14 protein-coding genes are annotated in these 16,949 nt (G+C 72.2%); 7 read left to right on the forward strand and 7 right to left on the reverse strand.

Annotation, left to right across the window (positions count from 1 at the left end; translation table 11 throughout):
• Positions 1-3: 3 nt before the first annotated feature.
• A complete protein-coding gene (locus CRM89_RS00580; RefSeq protein WP_098082982.1) occupies positions 4-1,593 on the forward strand; it encodes an FAD-dependent oxidoreductase in 1,590 nt (529 codons plus the stop codon).
• Positions 1,594-2,145: 552 nt separating this feature from the next.
• Positions 2,146-4,200 (forward strand): Hsp70 family protein, encoded by a 2,055-nt coding sequence (locus tag CRM89_RS00585; protein WP_172964422.1) that lies wholly within the window; start codon positions 2,146-2,148, stop codon positions 4,198-4,200.
• A gap of 100 nt (positions 4,201-4,300) precedes the next feature.
• Here the strand turns inward: CRM89_RS00585 and CRM89_RS00590 are convergent, their stop codons facing one another.
• A complete protein-coding gene (locus tag CRM89_RS00590; RefSeq protein WP_060592799.1) occupies positions 4,301-4,999 on the reverse strand; it encodes an SGNH/GDSL hydrolase family protein in 699 nt (232 codons plus the stop codon).
• Complete coding sequence (locus CRM89_RS00595) at positions 4,996-6,408, reverse strand: MFS transporter (RefSeq protein WP_098082984.1); 1,413 nt, start codon at positions 6,406-6,408, stop codon at positions 4,996-4,998. Before CRM89_RS00595 ends, CRM89_RS00590 begins: the two co-directional genes overlap by 4 nt.
• A 97-nt stretch (positions 6,409-6,505) precedes the next feature.
• Here CRM89_RS00595 and CRM89_RS00600 point away from each other — a divergent pair, with 97 nt between their 5' ends.
• Both CRM89_RS00600 and CRM89_RS00605 read left to right on the forward strand, forming a co-directional pair.
• Entirely contained in the window at positions 6,506-7,114 is a 609-nt protein-coding gene (locus CRM89_RS00600) for a TetR/AcrR family transcriptional regulator (protein WP_011207943.1), read from the forward strand.
• A gap of 105 nt (positions 7,115-7,219) precedes the next feature.
• Positions 7,220-8,830, forward strand: coding sequence for a sodium:proton antiporter (locus CRM89_RS00605; protein WP_098086843.1), 1,611 nt, complete (start codon positions 7,220-7,222; stop codon positions 8,828-8,830).
• A 46-nt stretch (positions 8,831-8,876) separates the two neighbouring features.
• Here CRM89_RS00605 and CRM89_RS00610 read toward each other — a convergent pair whose 3' ends face one another.
• The 5 genes from CRM89_RS00610 to CRM89_RS00630 are packed head-to-tail and all read right to left on the reverse strand — an operon-like array spanning position 8,877 to position 14,415.
• Positions 8,877-9,653 carry a sirohydrochlorin chelatase gene (locus CRM89_RS00610; RefSeq protein ID WP_098082985.1) on the reverse strand — a complete coding sequence of 259 codons (777 nt, stop codon included), beginning with the start codon at positions 9,651-9,653 and terminating at the stop codon, positions 8,877-8,879.
• Position 9,654: 1 nt separating this feature from the next.
• Positions 9,655-10,998 carry a sulfate adenylyltransferase subunit 1 gene (locus CRM89_RS00615; RefSeq protein ID WP_011207946.1) on the reverse strand — a complete coding sequence of 448 codons (1,344 nt, stop codon included), beginning with the start codon at positions 10,996-10,998 and terminating at the stop codon, positions 9,655-9,657.
• Positions 10,998-11,942 (reverse strand): sulfate adenylyltransferase subunit CysD, encoded by a 945-nt coding sequence (gene cysD / locus CRM89_RS00620; protein ID WP_011207947.1) that lies wholly within the window; start codon positions 11,940-11,942, stop codon positions 10,998-11,000. The genes CRM89_RS00615 and cysD overlap by 1 nt, the downstream gene beginning before the upstream one ends.
• The gene (locus tag CRM89_RS00625) at positions 11,939-12,658 is read right to left on the reverse strand and encodes a phosphoadenylyl-sulfate reductase (RefSeq protein ID WP_098082986.1); all 720 of its coding nucleotides are present in this window, start codon (positions 12,656-12,658) and stop codon (positions 11,939-11,941) included. Before CRM89_RS00625 ends, cysD begins: the two co-directional genes overlap by 4 nt.
• Before the next feature lie 38 nt (positions 12,659-12,696).
• Positions 12,697-14,415 carry a nitrite/sulfite reductase gene (locus CRM89_RS00630; protein WP_060592793.1) on the reverse strand — a complete coding sequence of 573 codons (1,719 nt, stop codon included), beginning with the start codon at positions 14,413-14,415 and terminating at the stop codon, positions 12,697-12,699.
• 422 nt (positions 14,416-14,837) lie between these two features.
• Between CRM89_RS00630 and CRM89_RS00635 the strand changes: the two genes are divergently transcribed.
• The 3 genes from CRM89_RS00635 (at position 14,838) to CRM89_RS30275 (ending at position 16,816) form a co-directional block, all read left to right on the forward strand.
• Complete coding sequence (locus tag CRM89_RS00635) at positions 14,838-15,266, forward strand: SgcJ/EcaC family oxidoreductase (protein WP_098082987.1); 429 nt, start codon at positions 14,838-14,840, stop codon at positions 15,264-15,266.
• Between the two features lie 113 nt (positions 15,267-15,379).
• Entirely contained in the window at positions 15,380-16,537 is a 1,158-nt protein-coding gene (gene hemW / locus CRM89_RS00640; RefSeq protein ID WP_228822016.1) for a radical SAM family heme chaperone HemW, read from the forward strand.
• Positions 16,538-16,612: 75 nt separating this feature from the next.
• Positions 16,613-16,816, forward strand: coding sequence for a hypothetical protein (locus CRM89_RS30275; RefSeq protein WP_011207954.1), 204 nt, complete (start codon positions 16,613-16,615; stop codon positions 16,814-16,816).
• Positions 16,817-16,949: the final 133 nt, after the last annotated feature.

Here is a 16,949-nt window from a genome sequence, read left to right on the forward strand (position 1 = left end):
ACCATGCCCTACGTCGTCACCCAATCCTGTTGCAGTGACGCCTCGTGCGTGTACGCCTGCCCGGTCAACTGCATCCATCCCACGCCCGACGAGCCGGACTTCCTGACGGCGGAGATGCTCTACGTCGACCCGCAGGCGTGCGTGGACTGCGGTGCGTGCGCCACCGCCTGCCCCGTCGACGCGATCACCTCCTCGAAGAAGCTGACCGCCGAGCAGCTGCCCTTCGTCGAGATCAACGCCGACTTCTACCGGCAGGAGCGGCCCCGGCCACTGTTGGCGCGCCCGGTGCCCGCGCCGCGGATCGAGACCGAACGGTCCCCGCTGCGGGTGGCGATCGTGGGTTCGGGTCCGTCGGCGATGTACGCCGCCGACGAGTTGCTCACCCAGCCGAACGTCGCGGTGACCGTGTTCGACCGGCTCCCGGTGCCCTACGGCCTGGCCCGGCACGGCGTTGCGCCGGATCACGCGAAGACCCGGCAGGTCAGCAGGCTCTTCGACGTCATCTCCGCGCAGCCGGGCTTCGGCTCGTACCTGAACGTGGCGGTGGGCGAGCACATCTCGCACGAGGAACTGCTGCGGTACTTCCACGCGGTGATCTACGCGGTGGGCGCGTCCTCGGACCGCAAGCTCGGCATCCCCGGTGAGGGACTGCCCGGCAACGTCTCGGCCACCGACTTCGTCGCCTGGTACAACGGCCACCCCGACCACGCCGACGATCGGTTCGATCTGACCCAGCGGCGCGCGGTCATCGTCGGCAACGGCAACGTCGCCCTCGACGTCGCTCGCATCCTGACCAGCGACCCGGCCACTCTCGCGGGCACCGACGTCGCGCCGTACGCCCTGGCTGCGCTGCGCGAGAGCAAGATCGAGGAAGTGGTGGTGCTCGGCAGGCGCGGCCCGGCCGAATCCGCCTTCACCGTGCCGGAGTTCGTCGGCCTGCTCGGTGCGGACGTGGACATCGTGGTCGAGGGCGAGCTGCCCGAGATCACCGCGGACCTGCCGTACAAGATCGAGCAGAAGCTGCGCCTGCTGCACCAGGTCGCGCAGCGGCCGGTGGGCGAGCGCAAGCGGATCGTGTTCCGCTACCTGGCCTCGCCCGCGCAGGTGCTCGGCACCGACCGGGTCTCCGGCCTGGAGGTGACGCGCAACGAGCTGGTCACCGACGCGGACGGCCGCACCACCGCGGTGCCCACCGACGTCACCGAGCGCATCGACGCCGGTCTGGTGCTCACCTCGGTCGGCTACCGGGGCGTGCCGCTGCCGGGGCTGCCGTTCGACGAGCGCGGCGGCGTCATCCCCAACCGCGCCGGGCGGGTGCTCGACCGTGCCGAGGGCGAACCGTTGACCGGCGCCTACGTGACCGGCTGGATCAAGCGCGGCCCCACCGGGTTCATCGGCACGAACAAGTCGTGCGCGCAGGAGACGGTGCAGCAACTGGCCGACGATTTCAACGCCGGACGGCTGCCGGACCCGGTGCACGGTGCCGAGGAGTTCGACCGGCTCGTGCGGGCGCGCAGGCCCGAGGCGATCGCCGGCGGCGCGGTCGCGCCGCGACACGGGCGCGGGCTGCGGAAGCTGCTGGCGCGGGTGTGAGCGAGCGGGCCGCCGTGGGGCGGCCCGAACGGCGGTGAGTGAGCGGCGCATCGGAAACCGATGCGCCGCTCTCCTTTTCCCCGCGGTACGGCCGGCGCGGTGAAAACAGACCGATTGTCCGGCGACGGTCGTGCTTGGCATACCGACCGACCGGTAACAAGCGAATCGCCGGCAATGGGGGAAATGCGCTGTGTCCAGCGATGTCTCGCTATTTGCTCGTGCGCGCTCGTGGGGCGGCCCGGCGGGTGGCCATGGTTCACGTCATGGTCGCTGCTCGGTAGCGGAAGATCCTCCCGCTCAGTGCATTTCCGGCGTGTCGAGGGGACTTGATGCCCGCTTGTACCGCGTCTTCCTGCGACTTCGTGCCGAAATGTACCGAAGTGCACATGAATTGATACGGAATCGACATGCGCGGCGCGGATCGTCAGTTACCCTATGTGAGCTGTTTGGAAGACGACCGCGGCCACACGGCTGGACTGTGTGCTGGACGTGGTCTCGGTGCGTTGACGGGATGGCGAATTGTCTCTGTGCGTGGGTTTCAGCATCGGTGCGGTGAACTCCGTGTCCGCCGCGGTCACCACTACTCGGCCCCGGTCGTCGATCCGGGTCCGACGCACCGCCCTCACCTTCGATGACGCCGGCGCGGCGGTCCGCGTCGGGGGCGTGCCGCGGGTCGACTCGGCCGTCACCGATTTCGCGGATCTGGCGCGCGATCCCGAACCGCTGCTACTCGGGGGTCGCCTCTACACCGCGCCCGGTCTCGTCGCCACCGTGCTCCGTGAGCTGATCGGCGGCACCGAGGCCGTCGCGGGTGCGGTCCTCACCTATCCGGCGGTGTACTCGGACAAGCAGGTCGCCCTGTTGCGCCAGGCGCTCGACCTCTCCGGCGCCCGCGAGGTGATGCTGGTCCCCGAGCCGGTCGCCGCCGCGGAGTGGCTGGCGCACGAGCACGGCCCGCTCGAGTCCGGCTTCGTCCTGGTGTACGACCTCGGCGCCACCAGCCTCGACGTCACCGTCGTGCGGGTCGGCCCGGACTGGCCCGATCACCCGATCGTGGGAAATCCCCGGCGCTGCTACGACTTCGGCGGGCGACCGCTCGGGACGATGCTCGCCCGCTACTCGCGCGGCGCGGTCACCGGGTCGGTCTCGCTCACCTCGCTGGTCGATGTCGACGGCCTGCGCGCCGAGCACGTGCGCGACTCGTTCGAGGTCGTCCGGGCCGCGGTGCGCTCCACCGGCCGCAGCCTCTCCGACATCGACCGCGTGCTGGTCGTCGGCGGTGCGGCCCGCCCGCCCGAGGTGGCGGCGACCCTGGCCGAGCTGGGCAGGCCGGTGGTCACGGCCGCCGACCCGGCACACATCACCGCCGCGGGCGCGGCCCATTTCGCCGCGCGCGTCTTCGCGCCCGAGCTCGGCGAGTCGCACTCCGCGCGCGGGGTGGTGTTCTCGGGCGCCGCTGTCGCGTCCGCGATCGCGGTCTCGGCGGCGACCGTGCTCGGCGGCACCGCCGAGCCGGTGCTGGCGCCGGTCCTGCAGCGCTTCCCGGAACTGCCGGTGCCGCTGGAGGCGCTGCCGCACGCGTCCTACACCGGCGCGGTCGTGGATCACGGTGTCCGCCACGGTGTTCCACTAGGGTTGACTCAGCCCGTCGCCGGGCTCACCCGCAACCCGCACGGCCGCTACGTCGCCACCGCCACCGACCGGCCCGCCGGACCGACCATCGCGGAATCCCGCCGCGGTGCGCACAACGATCCCCGGACCGAGCGGTACCCCGCGCTCTACGCCGACCCGGCGCACTTCACCAACCCGCTGCCGTTCGGGTGGGCCACCCTCGACAGCGAATGGGAGCGGCCGACTCCGCCGAGCCCGGCGCCGGGCACGAACACACCGCCGGCACAGCCGGGTTCGGGCCCCGCGCCCGGTCAGCCGGCCACCGGCCCCGCCCAGGGGACGCCGGTCAGCGATCCCGGGGTGCCCGCGCCGGGCGGTGCGCAGCCCTCGGCTCCCGCTGCCGGTGGGTCGGTGCCCGCGGGTACCGAGGCAGCGCCGGGCACCGGCGCGGACGGAACGCCGGAGACGAATACCGGTGGGGATCAACCGGGTTCGGGGGCCGCGAGTGACGGCGGCGGAGCCGAAGGTGCGCCGGGAAGCGACGGTGCCGGTTCGGGCGGCGCGTCCGGCGGAACCACCGACGGTTCGGGCGGCGCTTCCTCCGGGGGTGAGAGTTCCGGTGGTGCTTCCGGTGGTGGCTCGGGGGCCGCGGACTCCGGCGGTTCCGATGGCGGTTCGGCGGGCGCGGGCTCCGGTGGTTCGGGCGGGGCGTCCTCCGGTGCCGGCGGCGGTTCCGGTGGCGGCACGTCCGCCGGTGGTTCGGGTGGTTCCGGCGGTGAGTCGTCGGGCGGGACGTCGGGTGACCGGGACGGTTCGGGGGCGAGTTCGTCCGGCACGTCGTCGAAGGGTTCGGATTCCGGCGGCGCGGGGTCGGGCGGTGGCTCGAAGTCCGGCGGCGGTAAGGGCGGCGGTAAGGGTGGCGGCGGCAAGTCCGACGGTGGCTCCCGCTCCGGTGGCGGGAACGGCGGTTCCGGCGGTGGCTCGGGCGACCGCTGACCGCCGGCGTACCCGTCCCCGTCGACCGGTCACCGGACCGGCGCGGCGTCGCGCCGGCCACCGTGTGGAGTGGGAAGCCGGTCGACGGGGACGTGGGCGCTCAGCCTGCGGCCGGGTTCACCGGCACGAGAGTGCCCAGCGCGCGGATCATTTCGGTGGCGACGACGGCATGCCCGCCGGTCCCGAAGTGGATGAGGTCGGCGCTCATCAGATCGGGACGCAGACGCAGCGGATGCCGCCAGAAGTCGACCAGCAGGGCGTCGTGGTCGGCCGCGACATCGCGGATCACCGCGTTCATGGCGGTCATGCGCTCGCGCATCGGCCGCATGTCCGCCATGCGCTCGACCTCCCACACGTCGGCGACAGTGAACGTACACAGCTGCGCGCCGGTGGCGCGCAGCGCGGTGAACATCGCGTCGAGGTTGTCGCGTAGACCGTCCAGGTCCGGTTCGGTGGCGAACATGTCGTTGCCGCCGCAGATCACGTGCACCAGGTCGGGCGCGAACTCGAGCACCCGGGGAAGTTGGTCTTCGCGAACCTGGGCCGAGGTGGCGCCCATCCGGCCGGTGTTGAGGTAGGCCAGGCCGGGGACCACCGCCCGCAGGGCGTCGGCGACGCGCTCGGCCCATCCGACCGCGCGGTAGCCGGGCGTGGGGTCGCCGATGCCCTGCGCGATGGAGTCGCCGAGCACCGCGTACCGGCGCCACGGCGCACCACGCAGGAGCGCGCGGGCGGCGCCGGGATCGAGGAGCATCGGGTCGTCGGCCTCGGTGTGGGATCCGATCGTGGTCTCGCTCATGGCTGTTCCTGTCGGGAGGGGAGGGCGGTGAGGACGGCCGTCAGCGCGGCGATGGCCGCGCAGACGGCGAAGTGGGTGTGCAGGCCGGTGAGCGCGTCGCCGGGATGGGCGGCGAGTACCGCGGCCATCACGGCGACTCCGAGCGCGCCGCCCACCTGGCGGGCGGTGAGGTTCATGCCGATGCCCGCGGCGAACTGCTCCGGTGGCAGCGCCGCGGCCGCGGCCGTGCCGAGCGCGGTGAGCACCAGCCCGATCCCGCCGCCGCCGAGCACGCCGGCGGGGATCCAGGCCGTCCACAGCGCCGGATCGGGGCCGAAGGAGTCGCTGCTCATCCACAGCGCGGCGGCCGCGAACAGCAGCGCGCCCAGCACTCCCGCCCACCGCCGCACGGCGGGCGCGGTGATCCGCCCGGCCGCCGTGGCGGTGATCATCGAGGTCAGCGCACCGGCCGTCATCGCCCCCGCCGATCCGAGCACCGAGTAGCCCCACACCGCGTCGAGGAACAGCGGCCCGGCCATCAGCCAGGAGTACATCGCGCCCGCGAACACGAAGGAGGCGGCGTTCGCCAGCGCGTACGGCCTGCTGCGCCACAGGCCGACGGCCAGCGCCGCGCCGGCCGCGCGCCCGGTGACGGTCAGGCGGGCCGAGCGGGCGATCGCGACCGCCACCAGAGCCGCGCCCACGCCGAGCGCGAGCAGGGTGGTGGGGGCGGCCCACCCCCACCGCTGGCCTTCGGTGACACCGACGACGAGTCCGCCGAGTCCGAGGGCGACGGCAACGGTGCCGACCGGGTCGGGCAGGGCGCTGCCCGGTGGCCGCAGGCCCGTCTCGGGGAGCCCGCGGGCGGGCAGCATCAGCGCCAGGGCGATCGGCACGTTGACGACGAAGACGGCGCGCCAGCCGAAGGCCTCCACCAGCGCCCCGCCCAGCGGCGGGCCGACCACCGCCGCGAAACTGCCCGCGGCGGACCAGGCGCCGATCGCCGCACCGATCCGCTCGCGCGGTGTCACGGCGAGGATCAGGCCGAGGGCGGCGGGCATCATCAGCGCGGCCGCGGCGCCCTGCGCCACCCGTCCCGCGATCAGGGTCGCGGCGTCGGGTGCCAGCCCGCACAGCAGCGAGGTCAGTGCGAAGGCGGCCAACGCGATCAGGAACAGCCTGCGCCTGCCGAGGGCGTCGGCGAAGCGGCCCGCCGGGGTGAGCAGGGCGGCGAAGGCCACGCCGTAACCGCTGACCACCCAGGTGAGGGTCGTGACGGGGGTGTCGGGGTAGTCGCGGGCGAGCGAGGGAAAGGCGATGTTGACGACCGAGAGGTCGAGCAGGGCGATGAAGGTGGCGCCGCAGGCGATCAGCAAGGTGCGGCGTGCGAGGTTCGGCGGACGCTGGGTCCGCTCGGACACCGTGGTCATGGGGTTCCTTCGAGGAGAGAACGGGAACAAAAAGTACGATCGTTCGTGTACTTAAAGTACGACCGACCGTTCGTATTCACAACCCCGCGGTGGGAGAATGGGGCTTATGGCCGAACCGATCACCGACCAACGCCTGGTCAAGGGCGCCCGCTCCCGCGCGGCGATCGCCCGCCACGCCGCCGACGTCGCCTCCGTGGAAGGGCTGGACGGGCTCAGCATCGGCAGGCTCGCCACCGATCTGGGCGTCAGCAAGAGCGGCATCGCCACCCTGTTCGGCTCCAAGCAGGCGTTGCAGCTGGCCGCGGTGCGGGCCGCGCGCGAGGTCTTCATCGAGCGGATCGTCGAGCCCGCCGTGCGCGAACCGCGTGGCCTGCCCCGGGTCCGCGCCCTGGTGACCCGCTGGCTCGACTACATCACCGACCCGGTGTTTCCCGGTGGCTGTTTCCGCGCCGCGACCCTGGCCGAGTTCGACAGCAGACCCGGCCCGGTCCGGGACGCCCTGGTCGCCGATCACGCCGAGTGGATGGCGTTGTTGGAGAAGCAACTTCGCCACGCCGTCGACCGCGACGAACTGCCCGGGCGCGACCCGGCCGCCCTGGCCTTCGAACTCGACGCCCTGGTCACCGCCGCCAACACCGCCCGTCAACTGGGCGACGAGACCAAGCTCGCCACGGCCCGCGCGATCATCGACCGGCTGCTCACCTGACCCGCCACGAGGTCGCCGCGTGCGATCCGGCAGCGGGGACAGCCGGTTCCGACGCTCCCGGCGATGGTCCGGGATTCGTCCGCCCGGATCTGGGAGGGTCGGAGCATGGCGGAGTTGTTGATCGGCGGGGTCGTGATGCTGATCGTGATCGCCGGCGCGGCCACCGTGGGCCCGAAGCTCGGGGTGGCCGCGCCGCTGATCCTGGTCGCGGTGGGCATCGTCGGGAGCGTGGTGCCCTTCGTGCCCGAGGTGGAGATCGATCCGGAGTGGGTACTGGAAGGCTTGCTGCCGCCGCTGCTGTACTCGTCCGCCGTCGCGATGCCCACGATGAACTTCCGCCGCGATTTCGGTGCCATCGGTGGGCTCTCGGTGGTGCTGGTCGTGCTGACCGCGGTGACCCTCGGGGTGTTCTTCGCCTGGGCGATTCCCGGTCTGAGCCTGGCGTGGGGGATCGCGCTGGGCGCGGTGATCAGCCCGACCGATGCGGTGGCGACCTCGATCATCCGGCAGGCGCCCGTGCCGCGGCGGGTGGTCGCGATCCTGGACGGGGAGTCGCTGCTCAACGACGCGACCGCGCTGGTGCTGCTGCGCACCGTGATCGCGGCCACCGCGGCGGCGTTCTCCTTCGGTGCGGCGGTGGGCACGTTCGCGTGGTCGGTGCTGGTGGCGGTCGTGGTCGGCGGTGTGGTGGGGTGGGCGAATCTGGCGGTGCGGCACCGGGTCGCCGATGCGACGGTGAACACGGTGATTTCGTTCACGGTGCCGTTCGTCGCGTCCGTCCCCACCGAACTGCTCGGCGGGTCGGGGCTCGTCGCCGCGGTGGTGGCCGGGATCGTCACCGGGTACCGCGCGCCGCGCATGCTCTCGGCTCGGCACCGGCTCTCGGACTCGCAGAACTGGCGCACGATCGAGGTGGTGCTGGAAGGAATCGTCTTCCTCACCATGGGCCTGCATCTGTCGGGCATCGTCGCCGAGGTGCACCGCGAGCACGCCGGGATCGGCTCGGCGTTGCTGGTCGCGGTGGGTGCGCTGGTGCTGGGTCTGTTGGTGCGCGCGGGTTACGTGGGGCTGCTGCTGGCCGCCCTGGCCCACCGTGCGCGCCGCAGCGTCGCGCTGCAACCGCGGATCCGGCAGTTCGGCGAGCGGCTCGCCCGCCGCGTGGCCGAGGGCGAGCCCGCGGGCCGGTCGATCCCCGAGCGCCGGGTGCGCCGGGCCGGTAGCCGGGTGCGCCGCGCGCTGGCCGACATCGACTACTTCCTCGCCCAGCCGCTCGGCCCCCGCGAGGGCTTCGTGGTGGTGTGGGCCGGGATGCGCGGCGCGATCACGGTCGCCGCCGCGCAGACCCTGCCCGCGGACACCCCGAACCGGCCGCTGTTGATCTTCGTCGCGTTCGCGGTGGCGACCCTCTCGCTGTTGTGCCAGGGCGCGACCGTCGGCCCGCTGGTGCGCCGCCTGCTCGGCCCCGCCCGGCCGGGCGACGACTTGCGGGACGAGCGCGCGAGTGTGCTCGAACTGCTGCGCACCGTCTCGGCCGGGGTACCGCGCGATCCGTCCGCCTCGCCGAAGCAGCACCGGCTGGCGGTCCTGTCGGCCCAGCGCGCGGCCATCCTGGACGCGCGCGACGACGGCGCTTTCGACGCCGAGGTGTTGCAGGCGGCGCTGTCGAACATCGACGCCGCCCAGATCGCGCTCGAAATGCGCGGCGGTCCGGTCTGATCCAGCGACTCACCGTGATCTGCCCGGCAACGCCGCCACGAGCAGCTCAGGCCGACAGCGGCAGCGCGGCCGTCACCGCCGCGTCGTAGCGGTCCCACACCACCTCGGCGAACGCCCGGTGCGCGCCGAGCACGTCGGCGTGGATCGCGTCGGGCGCGGCCGCGTGCAGACGGTCGGTCAGCAGGCCGGGCGCCAGGAACCACGGCGCGACCACGACCCGGTCCGCGCCCCGGGCACGCAACCGCGCGACGGCCGCGGGCAGACCGGGTTCGGCCGTGGCGAAACAGGATTCGGTGAGCCAGCCGGTCCGTGCGGTGAGTGCGCGGGCCACCGCGGCGGTGCGGGCGTTGGCGGCGGGGGAGGAGGAACCGACCGCGGCCACCGCCACGCCACGCCGAGCCGGATCGCCCGCCGGGTCGGCCGCCCGCACCCGTTCGGCCAGGACGGCGATCAGCCGGGGATCGGGGCCGAGCACCTCGGCTTGCTCCAGGCGCAACCGCGGATGCGCGGCCCGCCCGGCATCCAGCAGACCCGGCAGATCGACCCGGGCGTGGAAGGCGCTGCCCAGCAGCAACGGCACCACGACGGCGTGCGCGTGCCCGTGGGCCGCGACGGCGTCGACGACCTGTGCCACCGCGGGCGTGCTCAGGTCGAGGAAGGCCAGCCGCACGTCCACCTCCGGGCGGGCCGCGGCGACCGCGTCGACGACCGCGGACATGGTCGCCGCCGAGCGCGGATCCCGGCTGCCGTGCGCGACGGCGACGAGCGCCGGCGCGACGGCCACCCCGCGAGCCTGCCCCGGCGGGCCGAGCGCAGCGTTCATGTCAGGCGCCGGTACCGACCTCGACCGCCGTCAGCACGTCACCGACCAGGCCCGCGGCCAGCGTGTTGCCGCCCGCCGGGTCGATGAGCAGGAAGCTGCCGGTGTGCCGGTTGACCCGGTAGTCGTCGGCCGGGATCGGCTCGGCGACCCGCACCGAGATCCGGCCGATGTCGTTGAGCTCCAAGGCCTCCGGGCTCTCCTGCGCCGCCAGGCGCTGCTCGTCGAAGCGTTCGATGAGGGCGCCGACGATGGCCTGGGTGGTGCGGGTGCCGTGCTTGAGCAGCAGCCGGGCGCCGGGACGCAGCGGCTTGTCACCCAGCCAGCAGACGGTGGCGTCGAAGGTGTCCAGCGGCTCGGGCGCGTCGTCCACCGAGGCGATCAGGTCGCCACGGGAGATGTCGACCTCGTCGGACAGGATCAGCGTCACGCTGCGTCCGGTCTGCGCGACCGCCAGCTCGCCGTCGGGGGTGTCGATGCGCTCGACGGTGGTGCGCACGCCCGAGGGCAGCACCACGATCTCGTCACCCGGCGCGACCGACCCGGCGGCGATCTGCCCGGCATATCCGCGATAGTCCGGGTACTCGGCGGTGCGCGGCCGGATCACGTACTGCACCGGGAAGCGCAGCCCGATCGAGTGGGCGCCGGTGCTGTCGGCGTCCACCGGCACCGACTCCAGGTGCTCGATGAGCGAGGGGCCGTCGTAGTAGGGGGTGTTGTCGGAACGGCCGGCGATGTTGTCGCCGTGCAGCGCCGAGACCGGGATCTCCAGCACGTCCTCGTCGGCCCAGCCCAACCGACTGGTGAGTTCGTTGAACTCCGCGGAGATGCGGGCGAACACCTCGGCCGCGTCCTCGACCAGGTCGATCTTGTTCACCGCGAGCACCAGCTTCGGCACACCGAGCAGGGCCAGCACGGCGGCGTGGCGGCGGGTCTGCTCGATGACGCCCTTGCGCGCGTCGACCAGCAGGATCACCAGCTGCGCCGTCGACGCGCCGGAGACGGTGTTGCGGGTGTACTGGACGTGCCCGGGGGTGTCGGCGAGCACGAACGAGCGCTTGGGCGTGGCGAAGTAGCGGTAGGCCACATCGATGGTGATGCCCTGTTCCCGCTCGGCCCGCAGACCGTCGACCAGCAGCGAGAGATCCGGCGTGGCCAGGCCCTTGTCCACCGACGCGCGGGTCACGGCGTCGATCTGGTCGGCCAGCACCGACTTGGTGTCGAAGAGCAGCCTGCCCACCAGGGTGGACTTGCCGTCGTCGACGGAACCGGCGGTGGCCAGCCGCAGCAGCTGGGTCGGCGGCTCGGTGCGCACGTTCCGCTCGGCGGTGATCGGCTGAACGGACATCAGAAGTAACCCTCTCGCTTGCGGTCTTCCATCGCGGCCTCCGACACCCGGTCGTCGCCGCGGGTGGCGCCCCGTTCGGTGAGTCGCGAGGCGGCGACCTCGGCCAGGATCGCCTCGTTGGTCGCGGCCTCGGACAGGATCGCGCCGGTGGTGGAGCCGTCGCCGACGGTGCGGTAACGCACCGAGCGGGTCTCGAGCACCTCGCCCTCGCGCGGGCCGCCCCACACGCCGGGGGTCATCCACATGCCGTCGCGCTGGTAGACCGGGCGCTGGTGGGCGTAGTAGATGCTGGCCAGGTCGACGTTCTCGCGGGTGATGTAGCGCCAGATGTCGAGCTCGGTCCAGTTGCTCAGCGGGAACACGCGCACGTGCTCGCCCGGGGCGTGGCGGCCGTTGTAGAGGTTCCACAGCTCCGGGCGCTGCCGCTTGGGGTCCCACTGGCCGAAGGCGTTGCGCAGCGAGAAGATCCGCTCCTTGGCCCGCGAGCGCTCCTCGTCGCGGCGGCCGCCGCCGAACACCGCGTCGAAACGGTTCTCGGAGATGGCGTCCAGCAGCGGCACGGTCTGCAGCGGGTTGCGGATGCCGTCGGGTCGCTCGGTGAGCCGGCCGTCGGCCAGGTACTCCTCGACACTGGCGACATGGAGCCGCAGGCCGTACTTCTCGACGACCTTGTCCCGGAACTCCAGCACCTCGGGCAGGTTGTGCCCGGTGTCGACGTGCAGCAGCGCGAACGGCAGCGGCGCGGGCCAGAACGCCTTGAGCGCCACGTGCAGCAGCACCGTGGAGTCCTTGCCGCCGGAGAACAGGATCACCGGCCGCTCGAACTCGCCCGCGACCTCACGGAAGATGTGGATGGCCTCGGACTCGAGCGCGGCGAGGGTGTCGAAATCGCTGATGCCGAGGGAACGCTCGGCGGTCTCGGTGGTGATCGTGGTGTCGTTCATGACTGGTGCAACCCGCATTCGGTCTTGGCGAGGCCGGCCCAACGGCCGCTTCGCGGATCGGATCCCGGCTCCGGCTTCCGTGTGCACGGTGCGCAGCCGATGGACGGATAACCCTCCTCCACCAGGGGATTGACGAGGATGCCGTGCGCGGCGATGTAGCTGTCCATGTCCTCGTCCGACCACGGTGCGATCGGGTTGATCTTCACCAGGCCGAAGGCTTCGTCGAAGGAGATCAGCGGCGCGTTCGCGCGGGTCGGCGCCTCCACCCGGCGGATGCCGGTGACCCAGGCGTTGTAGCCGGCCAGCGCGCGCTGCAACGGCACCACCTTGCGCAACCGGCAGCACTCGTTGGGGTCGCGGGCGAACAGATCCTTGCCGAGCAGCCGGTCCTGCTCGTCCACCGACTGCTCCGGGCGCACGTTCACCACGTTCACCCCGTACACCGCCTCCACGGCGTCCCGGGTGCCGATCGTCTCGGCGAAGTGGTAGCCGGTGTCCAGAAAGAGCACGTCCACCCCGGCCCGGACCTGGGCGGCCAGATGCACCAGCACGCCGTCCTGCATGTTCGAGGCGACGATGTAGCCGGTGCCGAAGGTCTCGTCGGTCCAGCGCAGCAGGTCCTGCGCCGAGGCGTCGGGGCCGAGCTCGGCCGCCCCGCGCTCGGCGATGGCCCGCAGCTCGTCCTCGGCCAGCTTCTCCGCGAGTTGGGTTGTCACAGTTGATCTCCCGTCACCACTGAATCGGTGTCCGCGCCTCAGCGCAGGTCGGCCTCGTCGGCGCGGACGGCCCACTGAGCGAACCGCTCACCGCCGTCGCGGTTCTTGACGAAGTTGCGCACGACGCGCTCGATGTAGTCGCCGAGTTCGGCGCTGGTCACCTTGTGCTGGCGCAGTTTCCGGCCGAAGCCGCTGTCCAGCCCGAGGCTGCCACCCAGATGAACCTGGAAGCCCTCGACCTGATTCCCGTTGCCGTCGTCGACCAGCTGGCCCTTGAACCCGATGTCGGCGATCTGCGAACGGCCGCACGAGTTCGGGCAGCCGTTGATGTTCACCGTGATCGGCACGTCCAGCTCGGCGTTGATGTCGGCCAGGCGCTGCTCCAGCTCGGGGGCGAGCACCTGGGAGCGCTTGCGGGTCTCCACGAAGGAGAGCTTGCAGAACTCGATGCCGCTGCACGCCAGCAGGTTTCGTCGCCATGCCGACGGGCGGGCCTGCAGGCCGAGCGGTTCGAGTTCGGCGATGAGCTGTTCGACCTTGTCGTCGGCGACGTCGAGCACGATCAGCTTCTGGTACGGGGTGAAGCGGATGCGGTCGGAGCCGATGCGCTCGACCGCGTCGGCGACCTCGGTGAGCACGGTGCCGGACACGCGGCCGGCGATGGGAGAGAAGCCCACGGCGTTGAGGCCGTTGCGCAGCCGCTGCACGCCCACGTGGTCGATCGGGCGGACCGGCTTCTCCGGCGCGGGCCCGTCGATCAGCTTGCGCTTCAGGTACTTCTCCTCGAGCACCTCGCGGAACTTCTCCACGCCCCAGTCCTTGATCAGGAACTTCAGGCGGGCCTTGGTGCGCAGGCGGCGGTAGCCGTAGTCGCGGTAGAGCGCCACGACGGCCTCCCACACGTCGGGCACCTCGTCCAGCGGCACCCATGCGCCGACCCGCTGGGCCAGCATCGGATTCGTGGACAGGCCACCGCCCACCCACAGATCCAGGCCGGGGCCGTGCTCGGGATGCACCACGCCGACGAAGGCGACGTCGTTGATCTCGTGCACCACGTCCTGCTGGCCGGAGATCGCGGTCTTGAACTTGCGCGGCAGGTTCGAGTAGCGCTTGTCTCCGATGTAGCGGCGCACGATCTCCTGGATCGCCGGGGTCGGGTCGATCACCTCGTCGAGGGATTCACCGGCCAGCGGCGAACCGAGCACCACGCGCGGGCAGTCGCCGCAGGCCTCGGTGGTCTGCAGGCCGACCTCCTCGAGCCGCCGCCAGATCTCCGGCACGTTCTCGATCTCGATCCAGTGGTACTGCAGGTTCTCCCGATCCGACAGGTCCGCGGTATCCCGGGCGAACTCGGTGGAGATGCCGCCGAGGGTGCGCAACTGCGCGACGTTCAGGGCGCCGCCGTCGCAGCGCACCCGCATCATGAAGTACTTCGCCTCGAGCAGGTCGATGTTCTCGTCACCGGTGAAGGTGCCGTCGTAGCCCTGCTCGCGCTGGGTGTAGAGACCCCACCAGCGGAACCGGCCGCGCAGGTCGCTCTTGTCGATGCTGTCGAAGCCGTTGACCGCGTAGATGTTCTCGATCCGGGCGCGGACGTTGAGCGGGTTGTCGTCCTTCTTGTTCTGTTCGTTGGGGTTCAGCGGCTCGCGGTAGCCGAGCGCCCACTGGCCCTCGGACTTGCGGCGCACCGGCTTGCCGGTACGGGCACGCGTGGGCTTGGACTGAACGGTGGGACCGGCGTCGGTGCTCGACGTCATGGGGGTCGCTCCTGCTGGGTGGGTGGTACATCCGTGCTGAGGGCGCGAGGGGCTGACCCGCGCCGCGGTATCAGCGACAGGCTGCGCTCGGACGGATCGTTCGAGACCCGGGGACGTGACGCGTCGCTGCTCTACCGGTGCGAACCGGGCAGACAGCGGGCGCTGCAGACGCGCTTGTAGTCGACGTGGCGACGGGCCACAAGTCGAACTCCTGATGCGCGCATGACGCCCATTGTGCCATGTACGGTGGCCCGTTCTAACCCCGGTACCAGCATTTTCCGTGAAATCGCGGGAAATGCCCTGGATTCAGCGGCTCGAGTGTGACGGCCGTCATAGGTCCGCCGCCGCGCCGCGGTGGGGATCTGTCCGTTTCGCCCGGCGGCCGTTGACCTCGAGCCCGCTCGAGGTTGCACGCTGAGGACATGATCATCGACGCGAACCTGCCGCAGTACCTGCCCGCCGACCCCGACGCCGAACTCGCCGCCCTGCGCGAGGTGGTGGCGGCCGTGGACCGGGCCCAGGCCGCCGAGGACGTCGGCGCGTTCGTCGGGCAGTTCCGCCCGGACGCCATGTGGACCACCGGGCACGGCAAGCGGCTGTTCGGCCGCGACGCGATCGCCGAATTCACCGCGCGAGTGCTACCCGGCGCCACCGCGCACGGATCGGCCACCTACGAGATCGAGCGGGTGCTGTTCCTGCGCCCGGACGTGGCCGCGGTGAAGGTGCGCCAGCGCTACTTCGACGCCGACGGCGCGCCGGCGAGCGAGGGGACGCCGATGTACGTGCTCACCAAGGAGGACGGGCGCTGGTTGCTCACCGCCAACCAGAACACGCCGGTCGTCGCGGAGTGACCGCGTTCACCGGCGTGCGACCGCGCGCGGGCCCGGTGCGCGGGGCCGGGCACACTGGAGGGGTGAGTTCGGTCGCCGCATCCCCGACGCAGCCCGACGCCGACGCGCCCGCGCTGCGCGATTTCGGCGGCGGGCCGTTCGGCATCTACGTCCACGTGCCGTTCTGCGCCACTCGCTGCGGGTACTGCGACTTCAACACCTACACCGCGGGCGAACTGGGCACCTCGGCCTCGCCGCAGTCCTGGCTGGCGGCGCTGCGCGGTGAACTCGCCACGGCGGCAGCGCAGTTCGGGCGGCTGCCGAGCCCCGTCCCGCCGGTCGCCACCGTGTTCGTCGGCGGCGGCACGCCCTCGTTGCTCGGTGGCGAGGGGCTGGCCGAGGTGCTCGACGCCGTGCGGGCGAACTTCACCGTCGCCGCCGACGCCGAGATCACCACCGAGTCCAATCCCGAGTCGACCTCGCCGCGGTTCTTCGAGCGGCTCCGCGAGGCCGGCTACACCCGGATCTCGCTCGGCATGCAGTCCGCGGCACAGCACGTGCTGGCCGTGCTCGACCGCACACACACCCCCGGCCGCGCGGTCGCCGCGGCGCGGGAGGCGCGGGCGGCCGGCTTCGAGCACGTCAATCTCGACCTCATCTACGGCACCCCCGGCGAGACCGACGCCGACCTCGACGCCACCCTCGACGCCGTGCTGGCCGCGGGCGTCGATCACGTCTCGGCCTACTCGCTGATCGTGGAGGACGGCACCGCGCTGGCCCGGCGGGTCCGGCGCGGGGAACTGCCCGCCCCCGACGAGGACGTGCTGGCCGCCCGCTACGAGCGCATCGACCGCAGGCTCACCGCCGCCGGGCTGGCGTGGTACGAGGTATCCAACTGGGCCGCAACCGAATCCGCCCGCTGCCGGCACAACCTCGGGTACTGGGACGGCGGCGACTGGCTCGGCGCGGGTCCCGGCGCGCACAGCCACCTCGGCGGCGTGCGCTGGTGGAACGTCAAACACCCCGCCCGTTACGCCGAGCGGGTCGCCCGCGGCGGCCTGCCCGCCGCCGGGTGGGAAGCCCTCACCGACGACGAGCGCTACCTCGAGCGGGTCATGCTCACCGTCCGCCTGCGCACCGGCCTGCCCCTGGCCGACCTCGCCCCCGCCGCCGCCCCCGCCCTCGACCGCGTCGTCGCCGACGGCCTGGCCACCCGCACCCCCACCCACCTCGTCCTCACCGACCGCGGCCGCCTCCTCGCCGACGCCGTCGTCCGCCGGCTGGTGGAGTGAGCCCGGACGATCGATTGTCAGGTATTGCCCTGGGCTGGTGACCAGGTAGGCTCCGGGCAACCCTGAGGAGTCGCATTGGCCGAGACACGACGCGCACAACTGGTGCCCGAGCAGTACGAATTCGCCGAGATGCGCGCGGCCGAGAAGGTGGCGTTGGCGCAGAAGCGGGCGGTGGCGGCCAGGACGGTCGCCGGGCACGCGCAGGACGCGGCGGACTGTGAATCGCTGCTGGCGATGCTGGGGCTGGACGCGCAGGCGGGCAAGCTCGCCGGACAGTGACCCAACTCACCACGGGGAGGGGCTGATCCGGGGTATCACCGGTACGCCCGCGTCGCCGGGCAATTGGCGTGCGGGCAATTAGACTGGATACTCGGACGACCGGGTCACCGCGGTGAGTCGTCGCGGGCTCGGT

It is taken from the genome of Nocardia sp. FDAARGOS_372, from assembly GCF_002554515.1.
Taxonomy (GTDB): Bacteria; Actinomycetota; Actinomycetes; order Mycobacteriales; family Mycobacteriaceae; genus Nocardia; species Nocardia farcinica.

Coding starts and splice junctions, on each gene's coding strand:
- CRM89_RS00580 (WP_098082982.1), top strand. CDS start 4: ATGCCCTACGTCGTCACCCAATCCTGTTGCAGTGACGCCTCGTGCGTG.
- CRM89_RS00590 (WP_060592799.1), bottom strand. CDS start 4,999: ATGAGCGAGACCACGATCGGATCCCACACCGAGGCCGACGACCCGATG.
- CRM89_RS00595 (WP_098082984.1), bottom strand. CDS start 6,408: ATGACCACGGTGTCCGAGCGGACCCAGCGTCCGCCGAACCTCGCACGC.
- CRM89_RS00600 (WP_011207943.1), top strand. CDS start 6,506: ATGGGGCTTATGGCCGAACCGATCACCGACCAACGCCTGGTCAAGGGC.
- CRM89_RS00605 (WP_098086843.1), top strand. CDS start 7,220: ATGGCGGAGTTGTTGATCGGCGGGGTCGTGATGCTGATCGTGATCGCC.
- CRM89_RS00610 (WP_098082985.1), bottom strand. CDS start 9,653: ATGAACGCTGCGCTCGGCCCGCCGGGGCAGGCTCGCGGGGTGGCCGTC.
- CRM89_RS00615 (WP_011207946.1), bottom strand. CDS start 10,998: ATGTCCGTTCAGCCGATCACCGCCGAGCGGAACGTGCGCACCGAGCCG.
- cysD (WP_011207947.1), bottom strand. CDS start 11,942: ATGAACGACACCACGATCACCACCGAGACCGCCGAGCGTTCCCTCGGC.
- CRM89_RS00630 (WP_060592793.1), bottom strand. CDS start 14,415: ATGACGTCGAGCACCGACGCCGGTCCCACCGTTCAGTCCAAGCCCACG.
- CRM89_RS00635 (WP_098082987.1), top strand. CDS start 14,838: ATGATCATCGACGCGAACCTGCCGCAGTACCTGCCCGCCGACCCCGAC.